The sequence below is a fragment of the Legionella waltersii genome, from assembly GCF_001468085.1.
Taxonomy (GTDB): domain Bacteria; phylum Pseudomonadota; class Gammaproteobacteria; order Legionellales; family Legionellaceae; genus Legionella; species Legionella waltersii.
Window position 1 is genome coordinate 59,545 of sequence record NZ_LNZB01000036.1, and the last position, 19,957, is coordinate 79,501.

Sequence of the window (19,957 nt, forward strand, 5' to 3'; positions counted from 1 at the left end):
ACACTATGAATTACGGACTGACTAATACTCCCTCGTTAACCAACAATGAATGCCTTGTGGTTGGACTATTTTCTGATTCAGGCTTGCCTGATTGCGCTGCTCATCTTCATCAACATCATCAAGAGCTCATCCAAACTCTGAGCCAAAAAGCCTCTGAGCCCGGGGATTTAGTATGGCAATCGGACATTGACGGTCATAGTCTTCTGCTTATTCAGTGTGGCAAACAAAATGATTACAACCCAAGTCATTTTCAAAAACGAATTACTGAGATCACTGAAGCATTGATTAAACAACGCATCAGCTCAGCCACCTTATGTTTACCGCGTTTAGCGAACGAAACTGCGGAGTGGCAACTCGAGCAAATGATCGTCCAAATTGATAACTTACGTTATCAACTCTTGGATTTTAAAACTAAAAATCCAAAATCTCATCGTTTGGAGTCCATTACTTTTTACTTACCAGGCGCCAATGAAACTAGCTTAAAAGTGGCTAAAGCCATTGCTGATGGCGTTGAATACACAAGACATTTAGCCAATTTGCCAGCGAATGTATGTACGCCAACGTATCTAGGCGAACAGGCAACAGAGCTTGCCAAACAATTCGATTCAGTGACCTGTAAAGTCATGGGGAAAGAGGAGATACAAGCAATGGGCATGGGTGCCTTTTTAGCCGTTTCCCAAGGCAGCGACCAACCCCCTCGCTTAATTGATATTCAATACCAAGGTGCTGGCAAGGCAGATCCAATCGTGCTAGTCGGTAAAGGGATAACGTTTGACTCTGGTGGTTTATCCATAAAGCCAGCCAATGCCATGGACGAGATGAAATACGATATGTCTGGCGCAGCCAGTGTTTTAGGGACCATTAAAACCTGTGCTCTTTTGAAGCTCCCCATCAATGTAGTCGGGCTTATAGCCAGCGCAGAGAACCTCATTGGTGGTTCTGCAGTGAAATCAGGGGACATCGTCAAAACCATGTCAGGACAAACCGTTGAAATAATAAATACCGATGCTGAGGGACGCTTGGTATTATGCGATGCCTTAACCTACGCAGAACGTTTCAACCCCAAATTTGTCATCGATATTGCGACTCTCACTGGAGCAATCATTGTTGCGCTCGGTTCTGTAGCAACAGGATATATGACTAATGACGATGATCTTTCGCAATTAATTGAAACTGCTGCCAAAGAAAGTCAAGACAAAGTATGGAGAATGCCTCTGGATGATGCCTATCAGGATGCTATAGATAGCCCATTAGCAGACATGATCAATGCCAATTTTGACCGTAGTGCGGGAAGCATTACTGCAGCCTGCTTTTTATCCCGCTTTACGGAAAAATATCGTTGGGCTCATTTGGATATTGCTGGTACGGCATGGGTTTCTGGAAAGAAACGCAATGCAACCGGTCGACCTGTTCCTTTATTAACTCAAATACTACGCCATGTTGCCAATTCGCGTTGATTTTTACCTATTAGCTAGTGAGCAGCCCGATGATTTGTGGCGGCTCGCTTGTCGTTTAGTGGAAAAGGCCTATCACCGTGGTCATAGGATTTTCGTGCTTTGCAAAAACCAGCAAGATGCTGAGTCATTGGATGAATTATTATGGACGTATAAAGAAGAAAGTTTTATACCCCATAATTTACAAGGAGAGGGCCCTGAACCACCACCACCCGTGCAAATTGGCTTTGATAAAGAGCCTCGTGGGTTTAATGATATACTCATTAATCTCAGCGGTGCTATACCGCCTTTTTGCCATCGCTTTAAGCGAGTCATTGAGTTGGTGAGCGCACTGGAGTCTGAGAAGGAGTTGAGTCGAGGGAGGTATAAGGAATATCGTTCGAAGGGTTATGCTTTGCATACGCATACTATTGAGAAAGAGATGGTGTAGCGTGGGTCCTTTGATGTGCGAGCTATTTGCTAGCGGATAAACGGGGATCGGGGATAACGGGGACGGACCCCAGTGGGGTCCGTCCCCAGCAACGTCCAGTCCCCAACAATATCTGCGCCGGTACAATTATCTCTCAACTACCCTGGAAACTTAGAATACTCCCATAAAATATCGCAGTCTTTTTTCAGCGCTGCTTGCATCAATTGGATCAGTGGCATTGCTCGTTTAGCCAAACTAATTTCCTGCTCTTGCTCCTCGTCATCTCTTGATTGATTCACTGCTTTAATCTTTCCTAAACCTTGTTGCAAACTCTCTAATGCCGTTGCAATGTCTTCGGATTTAATGGCTCCAGGAATACTGCCTCCATGTCCTATTAATGACAGCAATTGCTTAGCGATGTCATTAAAGTAACTGATGTTTTCATAAGCGTCACATTTAAAGGTAACAAACATAATACAGCCCCCTTCTATCCGTAATTTTGTAACAAGTATTCAGCAACGGCTCGAAGACCCATTGCCTCACCCCCTTCAGGTTTTCCTGGTTTACTGCTGATATTCCACGCCATGACATCAAAATGTACCCAAGGAGTTGATGCGGTCACAAAGCGTCTCAAAAACAAAGCGGCTACTATAGCTCCTGCATAAGCTGAAGGACTGGAGTTGGCGATGTCGGCAGCGTTAGAATTCAACAGTTCTTCATAGGGCGTAAATAAAGGCAAACGCCAAACAGGATCGGAAACCTTGTCTGCTGCATCCACTATAGCCTGAGCCAATTGATCATCATTTGAGAACATTGCAGCGATTTCAGTACCTACAGCAACACGGGCTGCACCTGTTAATGTAGCAAAATCGATGACTAGCTCTGGATTGTCTTCACAAGCTTTTACCACAGCATCGGCAAGAACAAGGCGTCCCTCAGCATCCGTATTTTCAATTTCTACCGTTAGTCCATTGCGCATGGTTAAAACATCGCCAGGCCTAAAAGCATTAGGGCCTATCGAGTTTTCGACCGCAGGGATCAAAACCTGTAAACGAATGGGCAGTTTCTGCAGCATGATCCATTGTGCTAAACCAATCACATGAGCAGCTCCCCCCATGTCCTTTTTCATCAAGCGCATTCCAGAGGAGGGTTTAATGTCTAGACCACCACTGTCAAAGCAGACTCCTTTTCCAATTAAAGTGATTTTAGGGTGTTTTGCATTACCCCAAGTGAGAGACAACAGTCTTGGGGCTGAAATTGAGGCTCTACCTACAGCATGGATTGCTGGAAAATTCTCTTTTACTAGATCATCTCCTATCCACTGAGTAAACTCTGCTTTATGAGCTGTTGCTAATTGCTCTACGGCTTGTGCTAGTTCAGCGGGCCCCATATCACTCGCAGGTCGATTGATTAAATCTCGAACTAAATAGATGGATTTTGATAATGCTAAAATTGAATCTAACTCATTGGGATCAACGATTAACGTTTTGATTGGAGTATCCCATTTTTTATAAGCATCAAATCGATACTGTGCTAAAGACCAATTAACGGCAGCTTCTTTACTCAGCGGACCTTGTAGTCGATAACAACCAGGGGGTAATACTAGAGCTGCATTCGCTAAAGCGCTCTCTTGATTTCCTGTGCCAGAGCCTATGTAGGCTTTTTCAACAACCCCATCAGAATTTGGAATAAACGTGTAATCGCCTAACTTTCCTTTGAATTGACGAGCAAAAAAGCAATTGCTTTCTAGAGAGCTATAGTTGTCTTGGCCCTCTTCCCATTCGCTTTGAGAAATTAAACTAATTGGAACGACTCTATCGCCTCGAGTATTATAAAATAAGTCTGCTTGCATGATAGTTAATCCCTCATTTGCCCACGAAATTGTTTCGGTCTAAGTCCCATTATAACCAAAGCTAGGAAATAAATAACTATCGCAGCAAAGACGTGTGACATTAACAGCGTTAATCGAGACAGTGGATGAAAGCTCATCCAATAGTCTACTGAACCGCTCATGAAGAATAAATACACAGCAACCGCCAAATTAGCAACAAGCAATTGACCAATGAATTTAATCCATCCAGACGATGGTTTGAACAGATCTCGCTTGATCAACAATACCATTAGGATTCCACAATTCACGTAGCCTGCCAAAGCAGAAGCTAGTGTCAAACCTGCATGAGCCAGATGCCAAACAAAAATAAAGCAGAGAATTGTATTTACAATCATTGAAATTGCCCCCACTTTTACTGGAGTGCTGATGTCCTGACGAGCATAAAACCCTGAGGCTAATACTTTAACCATCATAAATGCAGGAACTCCAGAACCTAGCATAATCAAACTTTTTTGAGTTTGTATGGCGTCGTAAGCACTGAATTTACCGTAGGCAAAACAACTCGCAATTAAAGGAAGGGAAAAAACAGATAATCCAATGCCTGCTGGTATACCGATTAATAAGATTAAGCGTAATCCCCAATCCAATGCCCGTGAATATTGGTCTGAGTTTTGTTCGACATGTTTTCTTGATAAGTGGGGAAGAATAACCGTCGCAATAGCCACTCCAAACACACCTAATGGAAAATCCGTTAATCTATCGGTGTAATACAACCAAGAAACGCTGCCTATTTTTAGATACGAAGCAAAGATACTATCCACCATTAAGTTCAACTGAGCGATGGATACTCCAAACAAGGCAGGAATCATGAGCTTAAGTACTTTGTTGACGCCTTGATCATCACGAACTAATCGTGGGCGAATCAATAGTTTACGCTGATGTAAGAAAGGCACTTGAAACAAGAGCTGAACAATTCCAGCGATTAATACGCCCCATGCAAGGCCGATCACTGGTTGAGGCAATACCGGACACAAATACATAGCGGCGAGTATCATGCTGATGTTCAGTAGGACTGGTGTAAAAGCTGGGACTCCAAAGTACCCATAGGTGTTGAGAACAGCCCCTGCCATAGCAGTAAGAGAGACTAGCATGAGAAAAGGAAAAGTGATGCGTAACATTTGGGTAGCTAACTCCGCACGATGACTATCATGACTAAACCCAGGAGCAAAGAGAAATACAATGACTGGAGCAGCAACTATTCCGATGACAGTGACTATGCTTAACACAGTACTCAAATAACCAGAAATACGGGCGATAAATGTGCGGACATCCTCTGGGGAGCGCGTTTTTTGATATTCAGCCAACACAGGAACAAACGCTTGAGCAAATGCACCTTCCGCAAACAAACGGCGCATGAAATTAGGAATTCTAAACGCGACAAAAAAGGCATCCATTCCAGCTTGTGCGCCAAAAAAATTGGCAAGAACCATGTCCCTAATAAACCCCATCATCCGGGATATAAAGGTCATCAGTGAAACGAGAGATGTTGAACGTAACAGGCTTTGTTTTTTGGGGATCATGGTGTATGGGGATCTTGGGATTAATGTTTAGGATTTTATATCTGAGCTTGTGAGATAATCAAGATTGATGAATTATCAGACTCCATTTTCCGCTCCCTTACGGTCGCGGCTTGGTTAACTCATTAGCAACTGAGCCGCGACCGTAAGGAAGCGGATGATATCATTGCAAGATAAAAAGCTTAGCTATTGACAAAATCTAACTCATTGTGCATGATCGTTATTTTTTGCAACAACCGATTGAGTGGAGATTTTAAGTGGCAAATATTAAATCAGCGATTAAGCGTGCTCGTCAAAACGTTAAATTGCGCCAACATAACGCCAGTGCGCGTTCTATGTTCCGTACCTACATTAAAAATGTATTGAAAGCTGTTGAATCTGGTAATCAAGAAGATGCTCGTGCCGCTTACTCAAAAGCTCAACCAGTGATTGATAAAGCTGCAAACAAAGGATTAATTCATAAAAACAAAGCGGCTCGAATTAAAAGCCGTTTAGTTGCCCGTCTTAAGGCAATGTCTGCCTAAATCTGTGTTTCCGTCGCTCTAAGTTCGAAACGATCAAGCCGGTTTTTCCGGCTTGATTTTTATTGAGCACTCTTACTGTCGAAATTCATGATCATTTAAGTTCTCATCGGGAGTATCATGCTCAGTCTGTACAGTAGGGGCTAAAAATCTCGAATAAAAGTCGTTATGCCCAAATGCAGCAACCACTCCCCGGAAAAACCCAAACATGGTTAAATTACGTGTTGGTAGCAATAAAGGAGATAAACGAGGATGTGAGTACACTTGTGAAAGGGTATCCAAAGTTGACTTCATGGATTGGATATTCTCTTTGGCAATAATCTGTTGTCTTTCTGAATCGTTTAACCTGCTATTTATTTTTGATTGAAAATCATCAACAGGAAATCTCATTATTCTGGCATATTGCTCAACCATCGCCTGGATATAGTTTGGATTTATTTGGATGCTATTCACGTTGGGATTGACGACCGCTGTAGCATTGAACGAATGAATAGCAACTCCTTTTAACATCTGATGCCAAGAGATTGGGGCAAAAAGGAGTCGAGCAATCCAGTTTCTGTTGTCTTGAACATGACCATAACTACTGGTTAAACAATCAGCAAAATAATGCAACGTTTCTTTAAATTGAAGAATACGGGCTTCTACTTGTCCTTGATAAACAGCAAGGTTCCCATTGCACTCTTCTTTTGCAAACTGATGTTGCTGCAATGCTGTTTCTAATCGGTTGGAATAATAAAGTACTGTCTCACGTCCTTTAGCCGCATGCTGCCATTCTTTATTGACATTCTTAGCCATCTTATACGCTAATGTGATACTACTAAAGTCAATGTTTGACTCAACCGTCTCCGATAATTCTTCCAATTGATGCAAACACTCCATGATGTTCACCAGCTCACAGATTTGGCTAACGGTTTCAGAAGTATTCGTTGAGGAACGTTGATACACTGTTCTGAGAATTTGATTGTCCTGCTGAGGAACAACTGGACTTTCTAAAGGGACTTCAATGTCTTCCTGATCAAGGCGATTAGGCAAATTCACTTTCTCTGAAATCAAGCTTGTGATCAGAAATAAAGGCAAGCCCTTTTCTTGTATCAAACGTCCCATTTCTGTCCTGTTTGCTGCGCTAAAAACATCCCTCCAATGGCTTTTTTCTTTCTCTGTTAATTCATCCTGGGACTGCAACCAACTTTCAATTTCAATGCTGAGCTTCGCTTTAGCCAATTGAATTTGCTTCTGTAACTCTTCCATGCTTAAAAACATTCTCTTATGCTCACTTATTAAAATGGGGACGAATCCCATTGGGGTTTGTCCCCTACTCTCGTAATGGTGTGGGATGAATTTATCACTATGATTCGTCTTGTTCAATTGCAATATAGTGGACAAAAAAATGGGATTTGATTCAATTTGAACCTTAATAAAACAGTACTGAGGAAAAACCACAAGGTCGAGGCAAAATGTGTTTTTAATGTGGGAGTTTAGATAAACCAAATGACCGAATTCAAAGCACTCTTTAACGAAGAGAGTGGGCGTTTTTCGTAAGACCTGCAGAACGTATTGCAGGAACAATCGAATGACCCTTTAAGGATCACCCGATTGAATAGATGTTACATTGAGGGTTCCATTCCGACAGGAAGTGATTCTTCGCACTCATCATCGTCTTCAGAGACAGGTTCAACGTAACGTCGACCAAGAATCTGACATAAATTTATCTTGTCTTTAGTGGACATATAGCACACCACTGACTCTATTGGGTTTGCAAGGTCTATTGGAGTTTCTTGACTTTCACTTAAGCCCTTTTGCTCTTCACTGCTTGCTTTATACGATTTATACACTGCTGGTTCCATAGGAAGCTTGTCATTAATTTTCCAATCATCCACCATCGCCATGTACAAACTATTTAAGAGCATTTTTGCATTTCTAATCTTGATGAAGAGTTTTTTCTCTTCTTCATTTCTTGGTGCTGAAAACAAAGACAATGCGTAACCATACCAACCAGAGACTTTTGGCTCGGGCTTTTTAGGTTCAATCGTTGAAAATTCCCGGTAGGTAAGGACTATTTGTTCAATGAGTGCCTTTTGATAAGACTGATATTTTTCAGGTAACTTCGTATTTCTGATAAGCCATTCTGAACGCTGCAATTTTCTTACAAGACCTTTGACTTCATCACAGTGCTCAGAATCAACACCCAGCAAGTTGAGCGTTTCGTCAGACAACGTTTCAATTTCTTGAGGCGGGACCGTCCAATATAATTTAACGTCAGGATCTTTGAAGTCTCGATAATACACCACATCTCCAGAGGCTTTTTTATGCTCTCTAACTGGTCCTGTGCTGTGCAAATAAATACGTTCATCTTGGCCACTAAATCTAGGAACAGATGGGTGTTTGCCTTCCTCAGTTAAGCGGTCAATTTGCTCTTTACTAAGCACTTTCGATAATAAGCTTATGGATTGTGTCTTACAGGTCGAAGAACAGCTAAGACTCGGCCCGGTCCACCCCAAGCTCATGCGTAACTCAAAAGGTTTTAATCTTGGCTCTCTTTTTTGTTGTTCCGCTTTTATTAACTCAATTTTATAAATGAGATTGGAAAATTGTTCATGAGAATAAATACGCTCTTTACCTTGTTCTTTCCCTTTTATGCCCTGAGACTCAACCACTTCTTTAACGGCTTGTTCTTGATCGGAAACCATTTTCAAGCATTCTTGCCTCAGTTGTTTAAAGCTGTCCTCCGTCAATTCAAAAGAAGTACCATGAAGCCCACATCCTAAATCCAAGTATCTTGCATCTTCGTGCCTCAGCCAACCATGGTTACCCGTCAAATCAACGTCCAAGCCGATTTTCTTCTTCAATTGATTCAAATAGGAATTACTGGGATTTGTGGTTGGGAGTCCATAAAAACCCCAAGTATCAACCACCTCCAACATCTTTTTCTCTTCATCCATTTTTGAGAAAAGAATACAACTATGCCACAAGGGATTACCGCCAGCTTCACCATCAAAAGTACAATGCGTAACTACGTATTTCATATAGACTTCCTTCTCGTTAAATCCATATAAAACAAGAAAATGCATTTCGCTACGAAATAACTTGTTCCAAATTGAAAGAAAATTAACCTTTCAGTAATGACATTAAGGCATGAAATTATTTTCGTAAAGCGTTGATTAAAAATTTCAAGTCACGATGCAAACAATGACCCAGGTCAGGCCTGTCTCTTTAAAGGCCAATTTGATCTTTCTGGTGTGTTTTTATACACTTTATATAATAAATTAACTGTTTTGAGGTCATATGCCAAGCATTGAAGAAATTATGAGTGGTAAAGACATCTCTAAGCATTATTTGGGAGAAAAATCCGATAAATTCAAAATTTTTCGATTTAAAAATGGAGTGTATGCAGTTCGGTTTAATGAAGATCAGTCAAAACCGCCAGATTTTATTCAGATGTGGGTAAGCCACAAAGGTGAAGGCACAATGGGAGAGCCAGAACCTATTGGCCGAGGATTATTTGGAGTTGTAAACAAAAAAACAACGGATAAAGCAGTTAAAACGTTGAGTGGAGCATCAATTACTCCAGAGGACGGTGTAGAAAACAATCTTGCCATATTAGAGCAACAATTCTTATTAAAAGATCATCACATTGACGAGTATTTCATACTGGGTTTATGGAATATAAAAAATAAAGGCAACGTGGTTTTTAATATGCCTTATGTAGAAGGAAACATACATGCTCCTAAAGAAAAAATTAGGCCACAATTTGATGAATTTATTCTAGCCCTTAAACAATTAAATGAATTGGGTTATGCTCATCCTGACTTAGCAAACTCTTACTCTCACTCCAGCTTTCAAAATATGATCATATCAGAATCAGGAGTAAGGCTCATTGATCTGGATAAAGGACTATGGAAATACAATGAAGGTCAATATCAAGCACCGTTAGCCCGAGATCAATGGATATACGTCTATAATCATCAATTTAGTAATAGAGCTACTCCGTGGAAAATTGCCCTAAAGCATTGGTATGACAAACACCCAGATCAACCCATATCTGAAAACCCTCAAGCCTTATTAAAATTATATAACAATGGATGGCTTTCACTGCCAACTAGTCTTGTTAGAGACATGCATTTGAAGAACACCGAAGTAGGCGTTGAGGAATATCAAGCTGGCAGCACAGTAAATAGAGTACATACTTTTCACGAAGCTAGCGCTGAAGATCTAGGCTATGCAGATGACTTTAAAAAAATTAAAGAAGAATTTATGGGAATTAAAGGAGATGCTCTTAAACGCGTTATTATCAAAGAACTTAAAGACTCCTTAGAGAGCATAGATACCTTGGAGGATTTAGCACGTAGAAAATTGAGTTTTTATGACTCTCCAAAAATGAAAATTTTAGATATAGCTCAGGGCAAAACAACCTCCATATTAGGACCGTTAGGCCTAAAAACTAGTTCGCACGATGCAGTTGCACAGCTGTTTAAAGATGCGGAGAAAAGGATTCAAAATCAAGAACGAAATTCACAGAAGTTATAGTGTCCTTTTTGCATAAATCATATGGTGGTTTAATCCAAATTGAGCAAATATCGGATTTCGATGAATGCGCGTCACATAACCATGGTGCTTTAAAAACGCATCTACCTTTTCAACTCGATGATTGATGTCATGCACTTCTATACACAGTTGTTTAATCGTTGAAAATTGCTCAGGCTTAATTCCTTTCAGTACATCCACTTCAGCCCCTTCCACGTCTATTTTTAAATAATCAATTCGATCAAGAGAGTGCTGATTGATAACCCTGCCTAATGAACTCAAGCGACAAGTTAATTTAGTTTCAGCAGTGATTTTCTTAAAATGTCTTTTGATGATATAGGAGCGCAAAAAGGGTAGGTATTTCAGCAGATAAAACAGGGGCTTATTGTTTATCTCCGATAGCTGCGCCAATCTCTCGTATTGTAAAAATGGTTGAAAATTAGAAATGAGTTTGTCCTTAGGTCGATAGCTTGCCGTCAATGAACTGTTTCCAAATTGTGTAAATTCGATATCACAATCTTCCGGTGGATCTCCCAGTGCAAGATTGTATAAATGCGTCATTGATTTATAGGCCTCTAAATTACGCTGCAAACACTCGAAATTGGAAGGGATGGGTTCAAAGCTATAGAGCTGTAGGTCTCTTTGACAATGTTGTACTGCAAGCAATGAAAAAACCCCGATGTTTGCGCCAACATCGAACACAACATCACCAGGTTTTAATTCAAGGAAATCTAAAAAATAGGCGTTTGACTCTATAATTTCATACAGTAGAAAATCCAAATCTGACTCATTAACGTAGTAGATTTGTCCCATTTTTGTGTCTTTTTTGGATGGTTCTTTAGGCATGTTGATTGGCCTTCATGTTGGGATCATTTGTTAAGCCAACTAAAACTAGACGGTTACCTGCATGTGGATTTTTACCATGCAAACAAACGTAATTATCAAGAATCAAAACATCACCCTCTTTCCAAGTAAAGAGAATCGTATTTTTTGCCACAGCCTCTTTAATAAATGTCGCCTCCACTTTAGAGATTGGCTCGCCGTCTCCAAAAGACGCGAGGTAGGGATGCATGTATTTATTCAACAAAATAAAGCGAAATAGTGAATTAGACACTTTGGACTTAAAAAAACTTGAAAGATAGTTGTCGTGGGGATTCAACATATTGCTGTAATTAAACCAAACCAACTCCTTTTTTTGGGGATGCATCCTACAAGCAGGGAGTGCAATCTTTGTGAATAAACCGTTTCCAAAACCCCATTTAAAACTTTCCTGTCTCTCCTTGGTGATCTGCTCGACTCGTTTAGGGTTATTCGTTTCAAATTGTGAGGGCCATGATAAGGCTGCTGTGTCTTCACAAATCCACCTTAGAAATTTGTACCAAATGCCTAAACCATAATAATGGCGACGATAAAGAATTCCTTTAGATTGTAACTTATTTTGTAAATTCTCTGGGAGTGAAAGCCAAATCTTTCGTCCATTTGCTAGTGGCGTTTCACCACCTTCTTGCGGTGCTTGCAAACAATTCAGATAAACATGTGTTGGAAAATCCGCTGCATAGGATTTTTCATTGTGCATGGGAATGTTTATATTCAAGGAAGCGGTAATTCCTTCCCTTAAATACGTTCTTTTGGCAGCACAAAGTTCATATTTATAGGCCTGTCCTAAGGAGCAACTTGATATGATTTCGGCAAATTTATCGAGATTATCTACCTTAAAACCACGAAATAAAATTCCACCATATTCAAGCAATGTGTTTTTAAATAGGGGGTTCTTTGCCTTTAAGTAGCTCGATAAATAAGCAAAATCCGCTTGGCCTTCATCTTCTGGTTCAATAACAAGCGGAAATTGCTGCTTATTGAAGAAATAGTGTTTGAGTTCTTTATCATCCTCAATCGAGTTAACCATAAATACTAGCCGAACTTGCCTGATTCACCCGTTCATAGATCTGTTTTGCTGGAATGTAATTAGGAAATTGAGTGACCAAGCGTTGTAAAATCATCCTTGAGAGCAATTCATCCCCATGATTCCATTCATTCAAAGCATCGTAATAAATTCTATCTGCGGCTTCACCCTTGAATTTAGGAACAACATTTATCAAGACAGGTTCAACGTAACTCACTTTGTTTTGCGTCATTGCGTTGAGTTTTTGCAAGGCCTTTTGCGCTTGAAAATTACCATTTTCACTGGCTTGCTCTAATAACTCTTTACCCTTTTCAGGCATGCGCTCCCCAGCGATTCCCTCTAAATAATAAGTTCCGAGTTGATACTGCGCATAAGCATTTTGTTTGGCGGCTAATTTTTGATAGATGCTCGCTGAAGCTTTGGTATCCTTTTCCACCCCCAAACCGTAATGGTACATTCTTGCCAAAGCAAGCATCGCTTTTTCATTTCCTTGATCAGACGCCTTCTGGTAATAATTCAATGCGTTTGGAAAATCCAACTTTGTTCCAACTCCTGTTTCTGACAGTAAACCAAGTGTGTATAACGCATTACCATTGCCCAAATCAGCTGCTTTTTTATACCAAGATAGGGCCTGCTGATCATTTCTTGCACTTCCAAGACCATAAAAATACATATTACCCAACTGATTCATCGCAGAATCAATTCCTTTGTCTGCGGCTTCAGTAAACAACGTTTTGGCTTTCTGATAGTCTACGGGGACACCCTTACCGTATTCATACATCAAAGCCAAGTCATAAGAGCCATAAGCATCACCTTTAACAGAGGCCGCTTCATAAGCATTGATTGCCTCAGAGTAATTATCGTCTACTGTTTCATAGATAAAACCCAAGGCGACAGAGGCTTTTGGTAATTGTTCCGCTGCCTTTTTATACCAGTACTTCGCTTGAGTATAGTCTGGCTCACCAACCGCTCCTAGCTGATACAATTGTCCGAGTAAATACTGTCCATCAGCATTCCCCTGCTCTGCTGATGCAGTGTACCAGTGTTGGGCAGCAACTGGATCGACATCCATACCTAGTCCGTTTTCCAACATATAACCTAATTTCAATTGCGCGTATTGATCCCCTTTTTTGGACAAGCCTTCATAGATTTCCTTGGCTTGATTCATTTTTTCAGCTTCACTGTTTTCGGACAAGTAATAATCGGCTAACACAATTCCTGCATGACTATTGCCTAATTGATAAGAATTACTCAGGTAGCTTAAAAACTCCTGATTGTCTTCTTTATTCAATACGGCTAGGTTGAAGTCAGCATAAGAAAATTGGGCATCGGCCGAATTTTTCAATAGTTCTCTTCCTTTGTCCTTGTCCTCTGCAACGCCTTTTCCTTCGGTTAAATAAGTTCCCATGATGAATTGACTGACTGGATTTGTCCCTGCTTTTTCATACCAATAGATGGCTTTTGCAGGATCGGCGCTTGTTCCTATGCCTCTATCGTAAAGCATTCCAAGCAACAATGCGGCATTTTCATCGCCAAGATCAGCCTGCTCTTCCGCGACTTTAAATGCCAATTTTTGCTTTTCTTGGTTATTGTCAATCGCATTATAAAAGGCCAGCGGTAGCAAAGCTTGAGCGACCCCATTTTTTGCAGCCCCTTCATATAATTTTCGCACCAAGGCTGTTTTTTGCTTTTTCACCTCAACACTGAGCTCATTATTATTATCTCTCACCAAATGCTCTGCCAGCTCATATTCAGCGGGTCCATAGTGATTTGCCGCTGATAAATAAAGCATCGACATTGCTTGTTGTGGATTGGCTTTAACAAGTTCCTGTCCTTCTGAATCCTTTCTGCCTTCACGCAACAAACTAGCTAGAGCGAATTGTGCTTGTTTATTTCCTTTGAAGGCAGAATCAGTTAACCAATTTAAAGCCGTTTGGTATTCTTTCGCGTCCTTCGCATTTCTTAAAGACAATACTCCTATGTTGTATTCAGCACCTAAATGTTGTTGCTCAGCTGAGTTTTCATAGAAAATAGCGGCTGAAGCACTGTCTTGATTTAATCCAATTCCAAATTGGAACAATTGACCAATTTCAAATTGTGCTTGAGCATCGCCAAGTATTGCTCGAGAATACAATTGATTGACCACTGACATGTAATTGGCTTTTTGTTGCCAACCTTGAGTCCACAAGCTGAGTGAATCATATTCAGCTGATTCAGATTCCTCATTAGGATTTGAATCCAAGTAGTAATTAGCATCGATATGGGGAGCAGGGAGATTCATTCTTGCAAACACATATCCATTTGCTCTTTCTAGTGCTTCAATATATGGATTTAACTTAAATATCGGATATATTTCTTCGGTTTTACTCCACTCTGAACTTTTGCTGATTAATGCATCGTAATAATTACTAATGGGTATTTCATTAGGCTGAGTCAGTTCAAACTTAGGTTTAAACAAATCCTGACGCGAGATTAAATCCAACTTAGGAGATTGATTGTAGGTATTATTTCGTAAAACAGCAGGGTTATTCCAAGCACTGAATATGCCTTGCATTTGATAAGGAGACTCTTCAAGTCTATTGGTTAAACCATTTGTTAACCACAATGCGGCTTGCTCAACAGGCACTGCTTTGATTTTTTTCTTTTCATTTTCAGCGGCCTTATCCGCCCATTGTTTCGCCAGAGTTGGGTCTGCTTGCACTCCTACTCCATTTTGATACAAATTAGCCAGTTGTTTTTGACCTTCAATGGAATCGCTTTGAGCAGCCTTTAACACCCACATAAATCCTGTTTTTGGATCATACAATTTGCTTTCTTGATCCAAATAAACATGCGCTAATTGAAGATAAGCGTCTACATTGTTCTCATTTGCAGCTTGGGTGAACCACTTCACTGCATCTTCGAATTGGTCTCTCGCTAAAGCAGCCTTGCCCAACTCAACTTGAGCAGGTACGTATTTATCAGACGCTGCCTTAGTCAGTAGTTCTGTGGCCTTATCGAGATCTTGATCGACCAATTTTCCTTGAACATACAAACTGCCTAATTTGGTTAATGCTTTAGGATTACCACTGTTAGCCGCTTTGGTCAGCCAAATGACGCCTAATTTGTAATTACTGCTGTGTTTTGTCTCTAAAAAATGTTCCGCTAAAGCGTATTGGGCAATAGGATTACCATTTTTTGCCGCATCAATGTCATATTTTGTCGCTACATCAACATTCTGTTTGACTCCAAGCCCGTATTGATAGGCAGCAGCCATAAATAGTTGGGAGTTGATATCCCCAGCGGAAGCAGCTTGCTTAAACCAACTAACGGCCTGCTCAGGATTTTTTTCATGCATCAACTCATATTTTGCCATTAATAAAACAGCTGGAAGATACCCTTTTTCTGCTGATTTTTTAAAGTATCGAAGAGCAACATTGTTGTTTTTGAGCTGCCCATATCCGTACAAAAATAATCGTCCTAGATAATAGTCAGCAACAGCATCCTTGTCACTTTTACTAATTAGTGGCTCTGCTGCTTTATCGTATACACCTAATCGATAAGCATTATAGGTCTCATCAGCAAAGGCTTGATGACTGGCAGATGCAACGATAAAACACATCAAAGGTGCTAGTGTTTTCATAAAAATTCCCCTCTTTCCAGGCTATTACACGCCAGGTATGATGCCGTAATGAACTACTCCATTGACCGCACCATTCCGAGTGCTGCTGTTTACTATCCAAAAGTTCCCTTTATTATTCAAACCAAATTTTACGTTCACGTATTCACAGACTTTAACAGCCTGGGCACAATCCAGTATCTCGCCGTAAGATTTTTTCCCGTCACCAGAGGTACAAATGAATTTTAACTCTCTTTCCCCAGTTGCCAAAACAGCCCAAGATTTTCCAACAATAGAATGATTCAGCCATAAGGAATAAAGGCTCTCTTGGTCATGCATTTGGTACAAACTCACTGTTTGTGGCATTTTATTGTAAATAAAGTACATGGACTGCAACGCCCCTTCTTTGCCGGGCAGCAAGGTAAGGACCTTTAAATTTTGTTGATACCCAACAGGTCTGCAGCCGATGGGAAATCGATCCGAATCCTTATCCTTTTTAGCGGATTTTGCATTGGAATCTGGATCCACTGATTCGGCTGTGTTTGCTGCATTCGTTGCGCCGATTGTTAATAATAACAATACCATAGTGGTGATCGAATTTTTAATTAGTTTATTCATATTTTCTTCTCACTATCGTTTAAAGGACGAACAATCACTTTTGTCCCCATAAAGTTATTACGCTCACTAGACAGCTCAACAAAATTCTCATTCAACCATTTGGCATCGTTTATAAACATGCGGACACAACCATGGCTCGCTCTTTCTCCGGGGATATCATCAGATCCATGAAGTGCGAAACCTTTATGAAAATACATGCAATAGGGCATCTTTGCACCCCCTTTTCCTATCGGAAACACATCAGAGGTGCAACGCACATTCTCTTTACTGAACACCCTGAAAATGCCAGTTAAAGTACGGCAAGATCTGTTGGAGTCAGAGCATTTGTCCCTTCCGGATGAAATAGGCCCCCACAGTACTAAATTACCTTCAGCGTCATAGGCACCCCATGCTAGTTTTTCTTGATCCACGATGATTTGCTTTTCGTGTTCGCTTCGGATCTTTAATGGAAAAGGAGATACATCAAATATATTCATTGTTGCTAGATTTTTAGGAATGGCGATTTCTTTCCCTGCCCATAGATAATTGTAACTACGATTTACTCTTTGAACGATGTCTCTTTGAACTGGATCAGGGAATAGTTTATCCCAGGATTGTCCTGCGGCTACTTTAACGCATTCATATTGAGGATACCCACACAAACCTGTCCCATAAAAATGGCCTGCGTTCAGCGAAGTGACCATGGACACCATGAATGCAGTTAGTAATATTTTTTTCATGCTGCCTCCCCCTCATGTCTTTATCGTTTTTATATGCAAGAATTGTGCAAATTTTTCAGACCGATGCTTCTTATTTATTTTTTCGGTTGTTTTAAATATAAGTTTAGACCTAAATCAAAAAATTGAAATTATTGCTATATTTAAATTATCAACTATTTATTTGAACTCGGTATGGGGTATCTTAATATTAAGAATAATTCATTCACCATCAATAACATCATAAAGCCTAAAAACTTTAAACAGTCTATTGAGCGGTTACTGCAAAAAACGAATGATTTTATTATCGTGTTTGATACGCAAGGGAAAGTGATTGCCATTAATCCCAAAGGAACGTCTTTATTTAATCTCAGCGAAAATCGTATTATTGGCCACTATATATGGGAGCTTATAGAACTTAAGTCTTTTAACATTAAACGGCAATTAGTACAGGCAATACATCATTTTGCCATTGCCAATCAAGGTTTAGCCCAACAATTTCTGTGGATTGAAAGCAAACAGAAAAAACCAATTCGAGCCTATGATGTAGTAGTCAACAAATCAGAAATAGAAAATACCCCCGTTATTTTTGCCAAAATCACTGATGTTTTACCCAACAAAATGACCGAGTGGGTTCTTTGGAGATTAAATAAAATAAGCAATCTCCATGAAACCAATAACGTTATCGATGAAGTATTAAAGCTAGTTAGCGATACGTTTGCTGCCGACTATGCGTCAGTTAGTTTAGTTGACAATCAAAAAATTGCCCATACGGTGTCTTATTACAAATCCGGAAAAAAAATGGATAACATTCATTTTTCACTAAACGACTCACCTTGCGATAAAGTGATTTTAAGCAAATCCATATGCCACTTCCAAGACGTGCAAACCTTGTTTCCTCAAGATAAATTGTTAAAAAAGATGCGCATCAACACCTATCTTGCAGGTCCAATTACCAATAGCAATCAAGAAGTCATTGGATTAATGACCATCTTAACCAAACGGCCAATGGAATTGGATTCTTTGAATAACACTATTTTTGGTTTGCTCTTAAATCGCATTAACTCTGAAATAGAACGATTAATGAATTTACGCAAGTTGGAATTTCTAGCCAGTATTCCACAACAAAATCCTAATCCCTTAATTCGCATTTTGTCTTCTGGGGAAATTATTTATGCCAACGAGGAAGGCCAAAAAATAGTTAATTACTGGAAATCAAAATGTTCAGGATTGCCAGAGGCAATTCTCAAACAAATACCACAAGTAGAAGAGCTCACTAACCCCATTAACATTGAGATTGAGGCCAATGATCGTTTTTATTTATTTTCATTGAACTGGGTGAGTGAGTTCAAACAAATCAATCTTTATGGAACCGACATTACTCAGTTAAAATACACTGAACAAGACATGATAAACCTTGCGCGTTTTGATGCTTTAACTCAAATTGCAAACCGCCAATATTTTGAAGAAACCCTTAGCGAAGAAATCTACGAGCATAACCTGAAAGGTCACGGCTTCGCATTGCTGCTCATCGATCTTGATAACTTTAAAACAATTAATGACACCTTAGGTCATCCTATAGGTGACAAATTATTGAAAGCCGCTACAAAAAGAATGGTTCGTTGTATTCGAAACACTGATTTTATTGCCCGATTAGGAGGAGATGAATTTATTGTGATTGTGCATCAAGCGAACGTTAAAATTGCCTCGCAGGTAGCCGATAAAATCATTAATGCCTTATCAAGGAATTTCCAGTTTGGTGAATACAACATGAAAATTTCCGCCAGCATTGGAATTGCTTTATACCCAGAGGCTGGTTTATCTGGTACTGATTTGCTTAAAAATGCTGATATTGCGATGTATCAATCGAAAAAAACAGGCAAAAATAGGTTCTTTGTTTTCTCAAAATCGTTGCAAGATCTAGAAGACAAAAGAAAAGAAATCTTAAAAAAAGAGATCAAAAAAGCCACAGCCAGTCACCAATTATACATTGATTACCAACCCCAATTTGATCTGAAAACCAATTCGGTTATTGGTATAGAAGCTTTAGTCAGATGGGATCACCCCAAAGAAGGCTTAATACCACCTGGTGAGTTTATTACTATTGCTGAACAAACTGGTTGTCTTCATACCATCAGCAAGTGGTTAATTGATCGCACGTTTCAAGATTTTGTCATGCTTTTAGAAACTTATCCTAAACTTACCTTAACAATTAATGTCTCATTAAGCCAATTAAGTGACCCTCGATTTATAGAAGGCTTGCAAAACAAAATGCTAAGCCATGATATAAAAGAGGATCAACTGATCCTTGATGTGTCTGAGCGAATTCTTGCCCCTCACTTTAAACAAATCTCTAGAAATCTGAAGAAGATACAGCATATTGGTATCAATCTAAGTTTGGATAATTTCAATACACCACAAATCTCTCTCCACAAACTGCTCACACTCCCACTAGACTATTTGAAAATAGACCAGCAAATGTTAGTTGGCATCGAAAAATATCCAAAATACCGAACACTGCTTGAAGGCATTATTAACCTTGGAAAAAATCTAGGACTCAAAGTCATTCAAAAGGGCGTGGAAACGAAAGAGCAACATCAAATCATCTGCGACCTCGGCTGTCAATTTGCCCAGGGTTACTTTTATTGTAAACCTGTAAATCAGGAGCGACTGGTTGATTTTCTTCGTAGTGTTTCGTCTAAAAGGGTTAGCAGGGATTCTCATTTGTTGTGACGATTTTCCGATTTATCCGTGAGCCGTATTGTATTTGGCGTGGGATTCCTTGGCTGCTTGGGGACCGGTGCGACTGCTTGGGGACGGACCCCACTGG

The 19,957-nt window shown here is 39.9% G+C and carries 15 protein-coding genes; 5 read left to right on the top strand and 10 right to left on the bottom strand.

Features of this window, described 5'->3' with window-relative positions:
* Positions 1 to 5: 5 nt before the first annotated feature.
* Complete coding sequence (locus tag Lwal_RS06450) at positions 6 to 1,457, top strand: leucyl aminopeptidase (protein WP_058480007.1); 1,452 nt, start codon at positions 6 to 8, stop codon at positions 1,455 to 1,457.
* Positions 1,438 to 1,884: a DNA polymerase III subunit chi gene (locus Lwal_RS06455; protein WP_058480008.1), complete on the top strand. Its 447-nt coding sequence runs from the start codon at positions 1,438 to 1,440 to the stop codon at positions 1,882 to 1,884. Before Lwal_RS06450 ends, Lwal_RS06455 begins: the two co-directional genes overlap by 20 nt.
* Positions 1,885 to 2,021: 137 nt before the next feature.
* Here Lwal_RS06455 and Lwal_RS06460 read toward each other — a convergent pair whose 3' ends face one another.
* The 3 genes from Lwal_RS06460 to murJ are packed head-to-tail and all read right to left on the bottom strand — an operon-like array spanning position 2,022 to position 5,274.
* Positions 2,022 to 2,336 (bottom strand): DUF1840 domain-containing protein, encoded by a 315-nt coding sequence (locus Lwal_RS06460; RefSeq protein ID WP_058480009.1) that lies wholly within the window; start codon positions 2,334 to 2,336, stop codon positions 2,022 to 2,024.
* Positions 2,337 to 2,350: 14 nt separating this feature from the next.
* On the bottom strand, positions 2,351 to 3,715 hold the full coding sequence (locus tag Lwal_RS06465; RefSeq protein WP_058480010.1) for a leucyl aminopeptidase family protein: 1,365 nt from the start codon (positions 3,713 to 3,715) through the stop codon (positions 2,351 to 2,353).
* A gap of 5 nt (positions 3,716 to 3,720) precedes the next feature.
* Positions 3,721 to 5,274, bottom strand: a complete 1,554-nt coding sequence (gene murJ, locus Lwal_RS06470; RefSeq protein ID WP_058480011.1) for a murein biosynthesis integral membrane protein MurJ — start codon at positions 5,272 to 5,274, stop codon at positions 3,721 to 3,723.
* Positions 5,275 to 5,528: 254 nt separating this feature from the next.
* Here murJ and rpsT point away from each other — a divergent pair, with 254 nt between their 5' ends.
* Positions 5,529 to 5,795, top strand: coding sequence for a 30S ribosomal protein S20 (gene rpsT / locus Lwal_RS06475; protein ID WP_058480012.1), 267 nt, complete (start codon positions 5,529 to 5,531; stop codon positions 5,793 to 5,795).
* A gap of 72 nt (positions 5,796 to 5,867) precedes the next feature.
* On the opposite strand, the gene Lwal_RS06480 is transcribed toward rpsT, so the two are convergent.
* Complete coding sequence (locus Lwal_RS06480; RefSeq protein ID WP_133141232.1) at positions 5,868 to 7,052, bottom strand: hypothetical protein; 1,185 nt, start codon at positions 7,050 to 7,052, stop codon at positions 5,868 to 5,870.
* A 344-nt stretch (positions 7,053 to 7,396) separates the two neighbouring features.
* Positions 7,397 to 8,815: a hypothetical protein gene (locus Lwal_RS06485; protein WP_058480014.1), complete on the bottom strand. Its 1,419-nt coding sequence runs from the start codon at positions 8,813 to 8,815 to the stop codon at positions 7,397 to 7,399.
* A 259-nt stretch (positions 8,816 to 9,074) separates the two neighbouring features.
* Between Lwal_RS06485 and Lwal_RS06490 the strand changes: the two genes are divergently transcribed.
* Complete coding sequence (locus tag Lwal_RS06490; RefSeq protein WP_058480015.1) at positions 9,075 to 10,316, top strand: hypothetical protein; 1,242 nt, start codon at positions 9,075 to 9,077, stop codon at positions 10,314 to 10,316.
* On the opposite strand, the gene Lwal_RS06495 is transcribed toward Lwal_RS06490, so the two are convergent.
* Genes Lwal_RS06495 through Lwal_RS06515 form a run of 5 tightly spaced genes read right to left on the bottom strand, consistent with a single transcriptional unit; the run spans position 10,311 to position 17,151 of the window.
* Positions 10,311 to 11,159: an FkbM family methyltransferase gene (locus Lwal_RS06495; protein WP_058480016.1), complete on the bottom strand. Its 849-nt coding sequence runs from the start codon at positions 11,157 to 11,159 to the stop codon at positions 10,311 to 10,313. The two genes, Lwal_RS06490 and Lwal_RS06495, sit on opposite strands and share 6 nt — an antisense overlap.
* Positions 11,152 to 12,219 (bottom strand): TauD/TfdA family dioxygenase, encoded by a 1,068-nt coding sequence (locus tag Lwal_RS06500; RefSeq protein WP_058480017.1) that lies wholly within the window; start codon positions 12,217 to 12,219, stop codon positions 11,152 to 11,154. The genes Lwal_RS06495 and Lwal_RS06500 overlap by 8 nt, the downstream gene beginning before the upstream one ends.
* Positions 12,212 to 15,838: a tetratricopeptide repeat protein gene (locus Lwal_RS06505; protein WP_058480018.1), complete on the bottom strand. Its 3,627-nt coding sequence runs from the start codon at positions 15,836 to 15,838 to the stop codon at positions 12,212 to 12,214. The genes Lwal_RS06500 and Lwal_RS06505 overlap by 8 nt, the downstream gene beginning before the upstream one ends.
* Before the next feature lie 24 nt (positions 15,839 to 15,862).
* A complete protein-coding gene (locus Lwal_RS06510; RefSeq protein WP_058480019.1) occupies positions 15,863 to 16,432 on the bottom strand; it encodes a hypothetical protein in 570 nt (189 codons plus the stop codon).
* The gene (locus tag Lwal_RS06515) at positions 16,429 to 17,151 is read right to left on the bottom strand and encodes a L,D-transpeptidase (RefSeq protein ID WP_058480020.1); all 723 of its coding nucleotides are present in this window, start codon (positions 17,149 to 17,151) and stop codon (positions 16,429 to 16,431) included. Before Lwal_RS06515 ends, Lwal_RS06510 begins: the two co-directional genes overlap by 4 nt.
* 171 nt (positions 17,152 to 17,322) lie before the next feature.
* On the opposite strand from Lwal_RS06515, the gene Lwal_RS06520 reads away from it, so the two are divergent.
* A complete protein-coding gene (locus tag Lwal_RS06520; RefSeq protein WP_058480021.1) occupies positions 17,323 to 19,860 on the top strand; it encodes an EAL domain-containing protein in 2,538 nt (845 codons plus the stop codon).
* Positions 19,861 to 19,957: the final 97 nt, after the last annotated feature.

Excerpts from the sequence above, each read along its gene's own strand:
- Lwal_RS06450 (WP_058480007.1), top strand. The coding sequence starts at position 6 with ATGAATTACGGACTGACTAATACTCCCTCGTTAACCAACAATGAATGC.
- Lwal_RS06455 (WP_058480008.1), top strand. The coding sequence starts at position 1,438 with ATGTTGCCAATTCGCGTTGATTTTTACCTATTAGCTAGTGAGCAGCCC.
- Lwal_RS06460 (WP_058480009.1), bottom strand. The coding sequence starts at position 2,336 with ATGTTTGTTACCTTTAAATGTGACGCTTATGAAAACATCAGTTACTTT.
- Lwal_RS06465 (WP_058480010.1), bottom strand. The coding sequence starts at position 3,715 with ATGCAAGCAGACTTATTTTATAATACTCGAGGCGATAGAGTCGTTCCA.
- murJ (WP_058480011.1), bottom strand. The coding sequence starts at position 5,274 with ATGATCCCCAAAAAACAAAGCCTGTTACGTTCAACATCTCTCGTTTCA.
- Lwal_RS06480 (WP_133141232.1), bottom strand. The coding sequence starts at position 7,052 with ATGTTTTTAAGCATGGAAGAGTTACAGAAGCAAATTCAATTGGCTAAA.
- Lwal_RS06485 (WP_058480014.1), bottom strand. The coding sequence starts at position 8,815 with ATGAAATACGTAGTTACGCATTGTACTTTTGATGGTGAAGCTGGCGGT.
- Lwal_RS06490 (WP_058480015.1), top strand. The coding sequence starts at position 9,075 with ATGCCAAGCATTGAAGAAATTATGAGTGGTAAAGACATCTCTAAGCAT.
- Lwal_RS06495 (WP_058480016.1), bottom strand. The coding sequence starts at position 11,159 with ATGCCTAAAGAACCATCCAAAAAAGACACAAAAATGGGACAAATCTAC.
- Lwal_RS06500 (WP_058480017.1), bottom strand. The coding sequence starts at position 12,219 with ATGGTTAACTCGATTGAGGATGATAAAGAACTCAAACACTATTTCTTC.
- Lwal_RS06505 (WP_058480018.1), bottom strand. The coding sequence starts at position 15,838 with ATGAAAACACTAGCACCTTTGATGTGTTTTATCGTTGCATCTGCCAGT.
- Lwal_RS06510 (WP_058480019.1), bottom strand. The coding sequence starts at position 16,432 with ATGAATAAACTAATTAAAAATTCGATCACCACTATGGTATTGTTATTA.
- Lwal_RS06515 (WP_058480020.1), bottom strand. The coding sequence starts at position 17,151 with ATGAAAAAAATATTACTAACTGCATTCATGGTGTCCATGGTCACTTCG.
- Lwal_RS06520 (WP_058480021.1), top strand. The coding sequence starts at position 17,323 with ATGGGGTATCTTAATATTAAGAATAATTCATTCACCATCAATAACATC.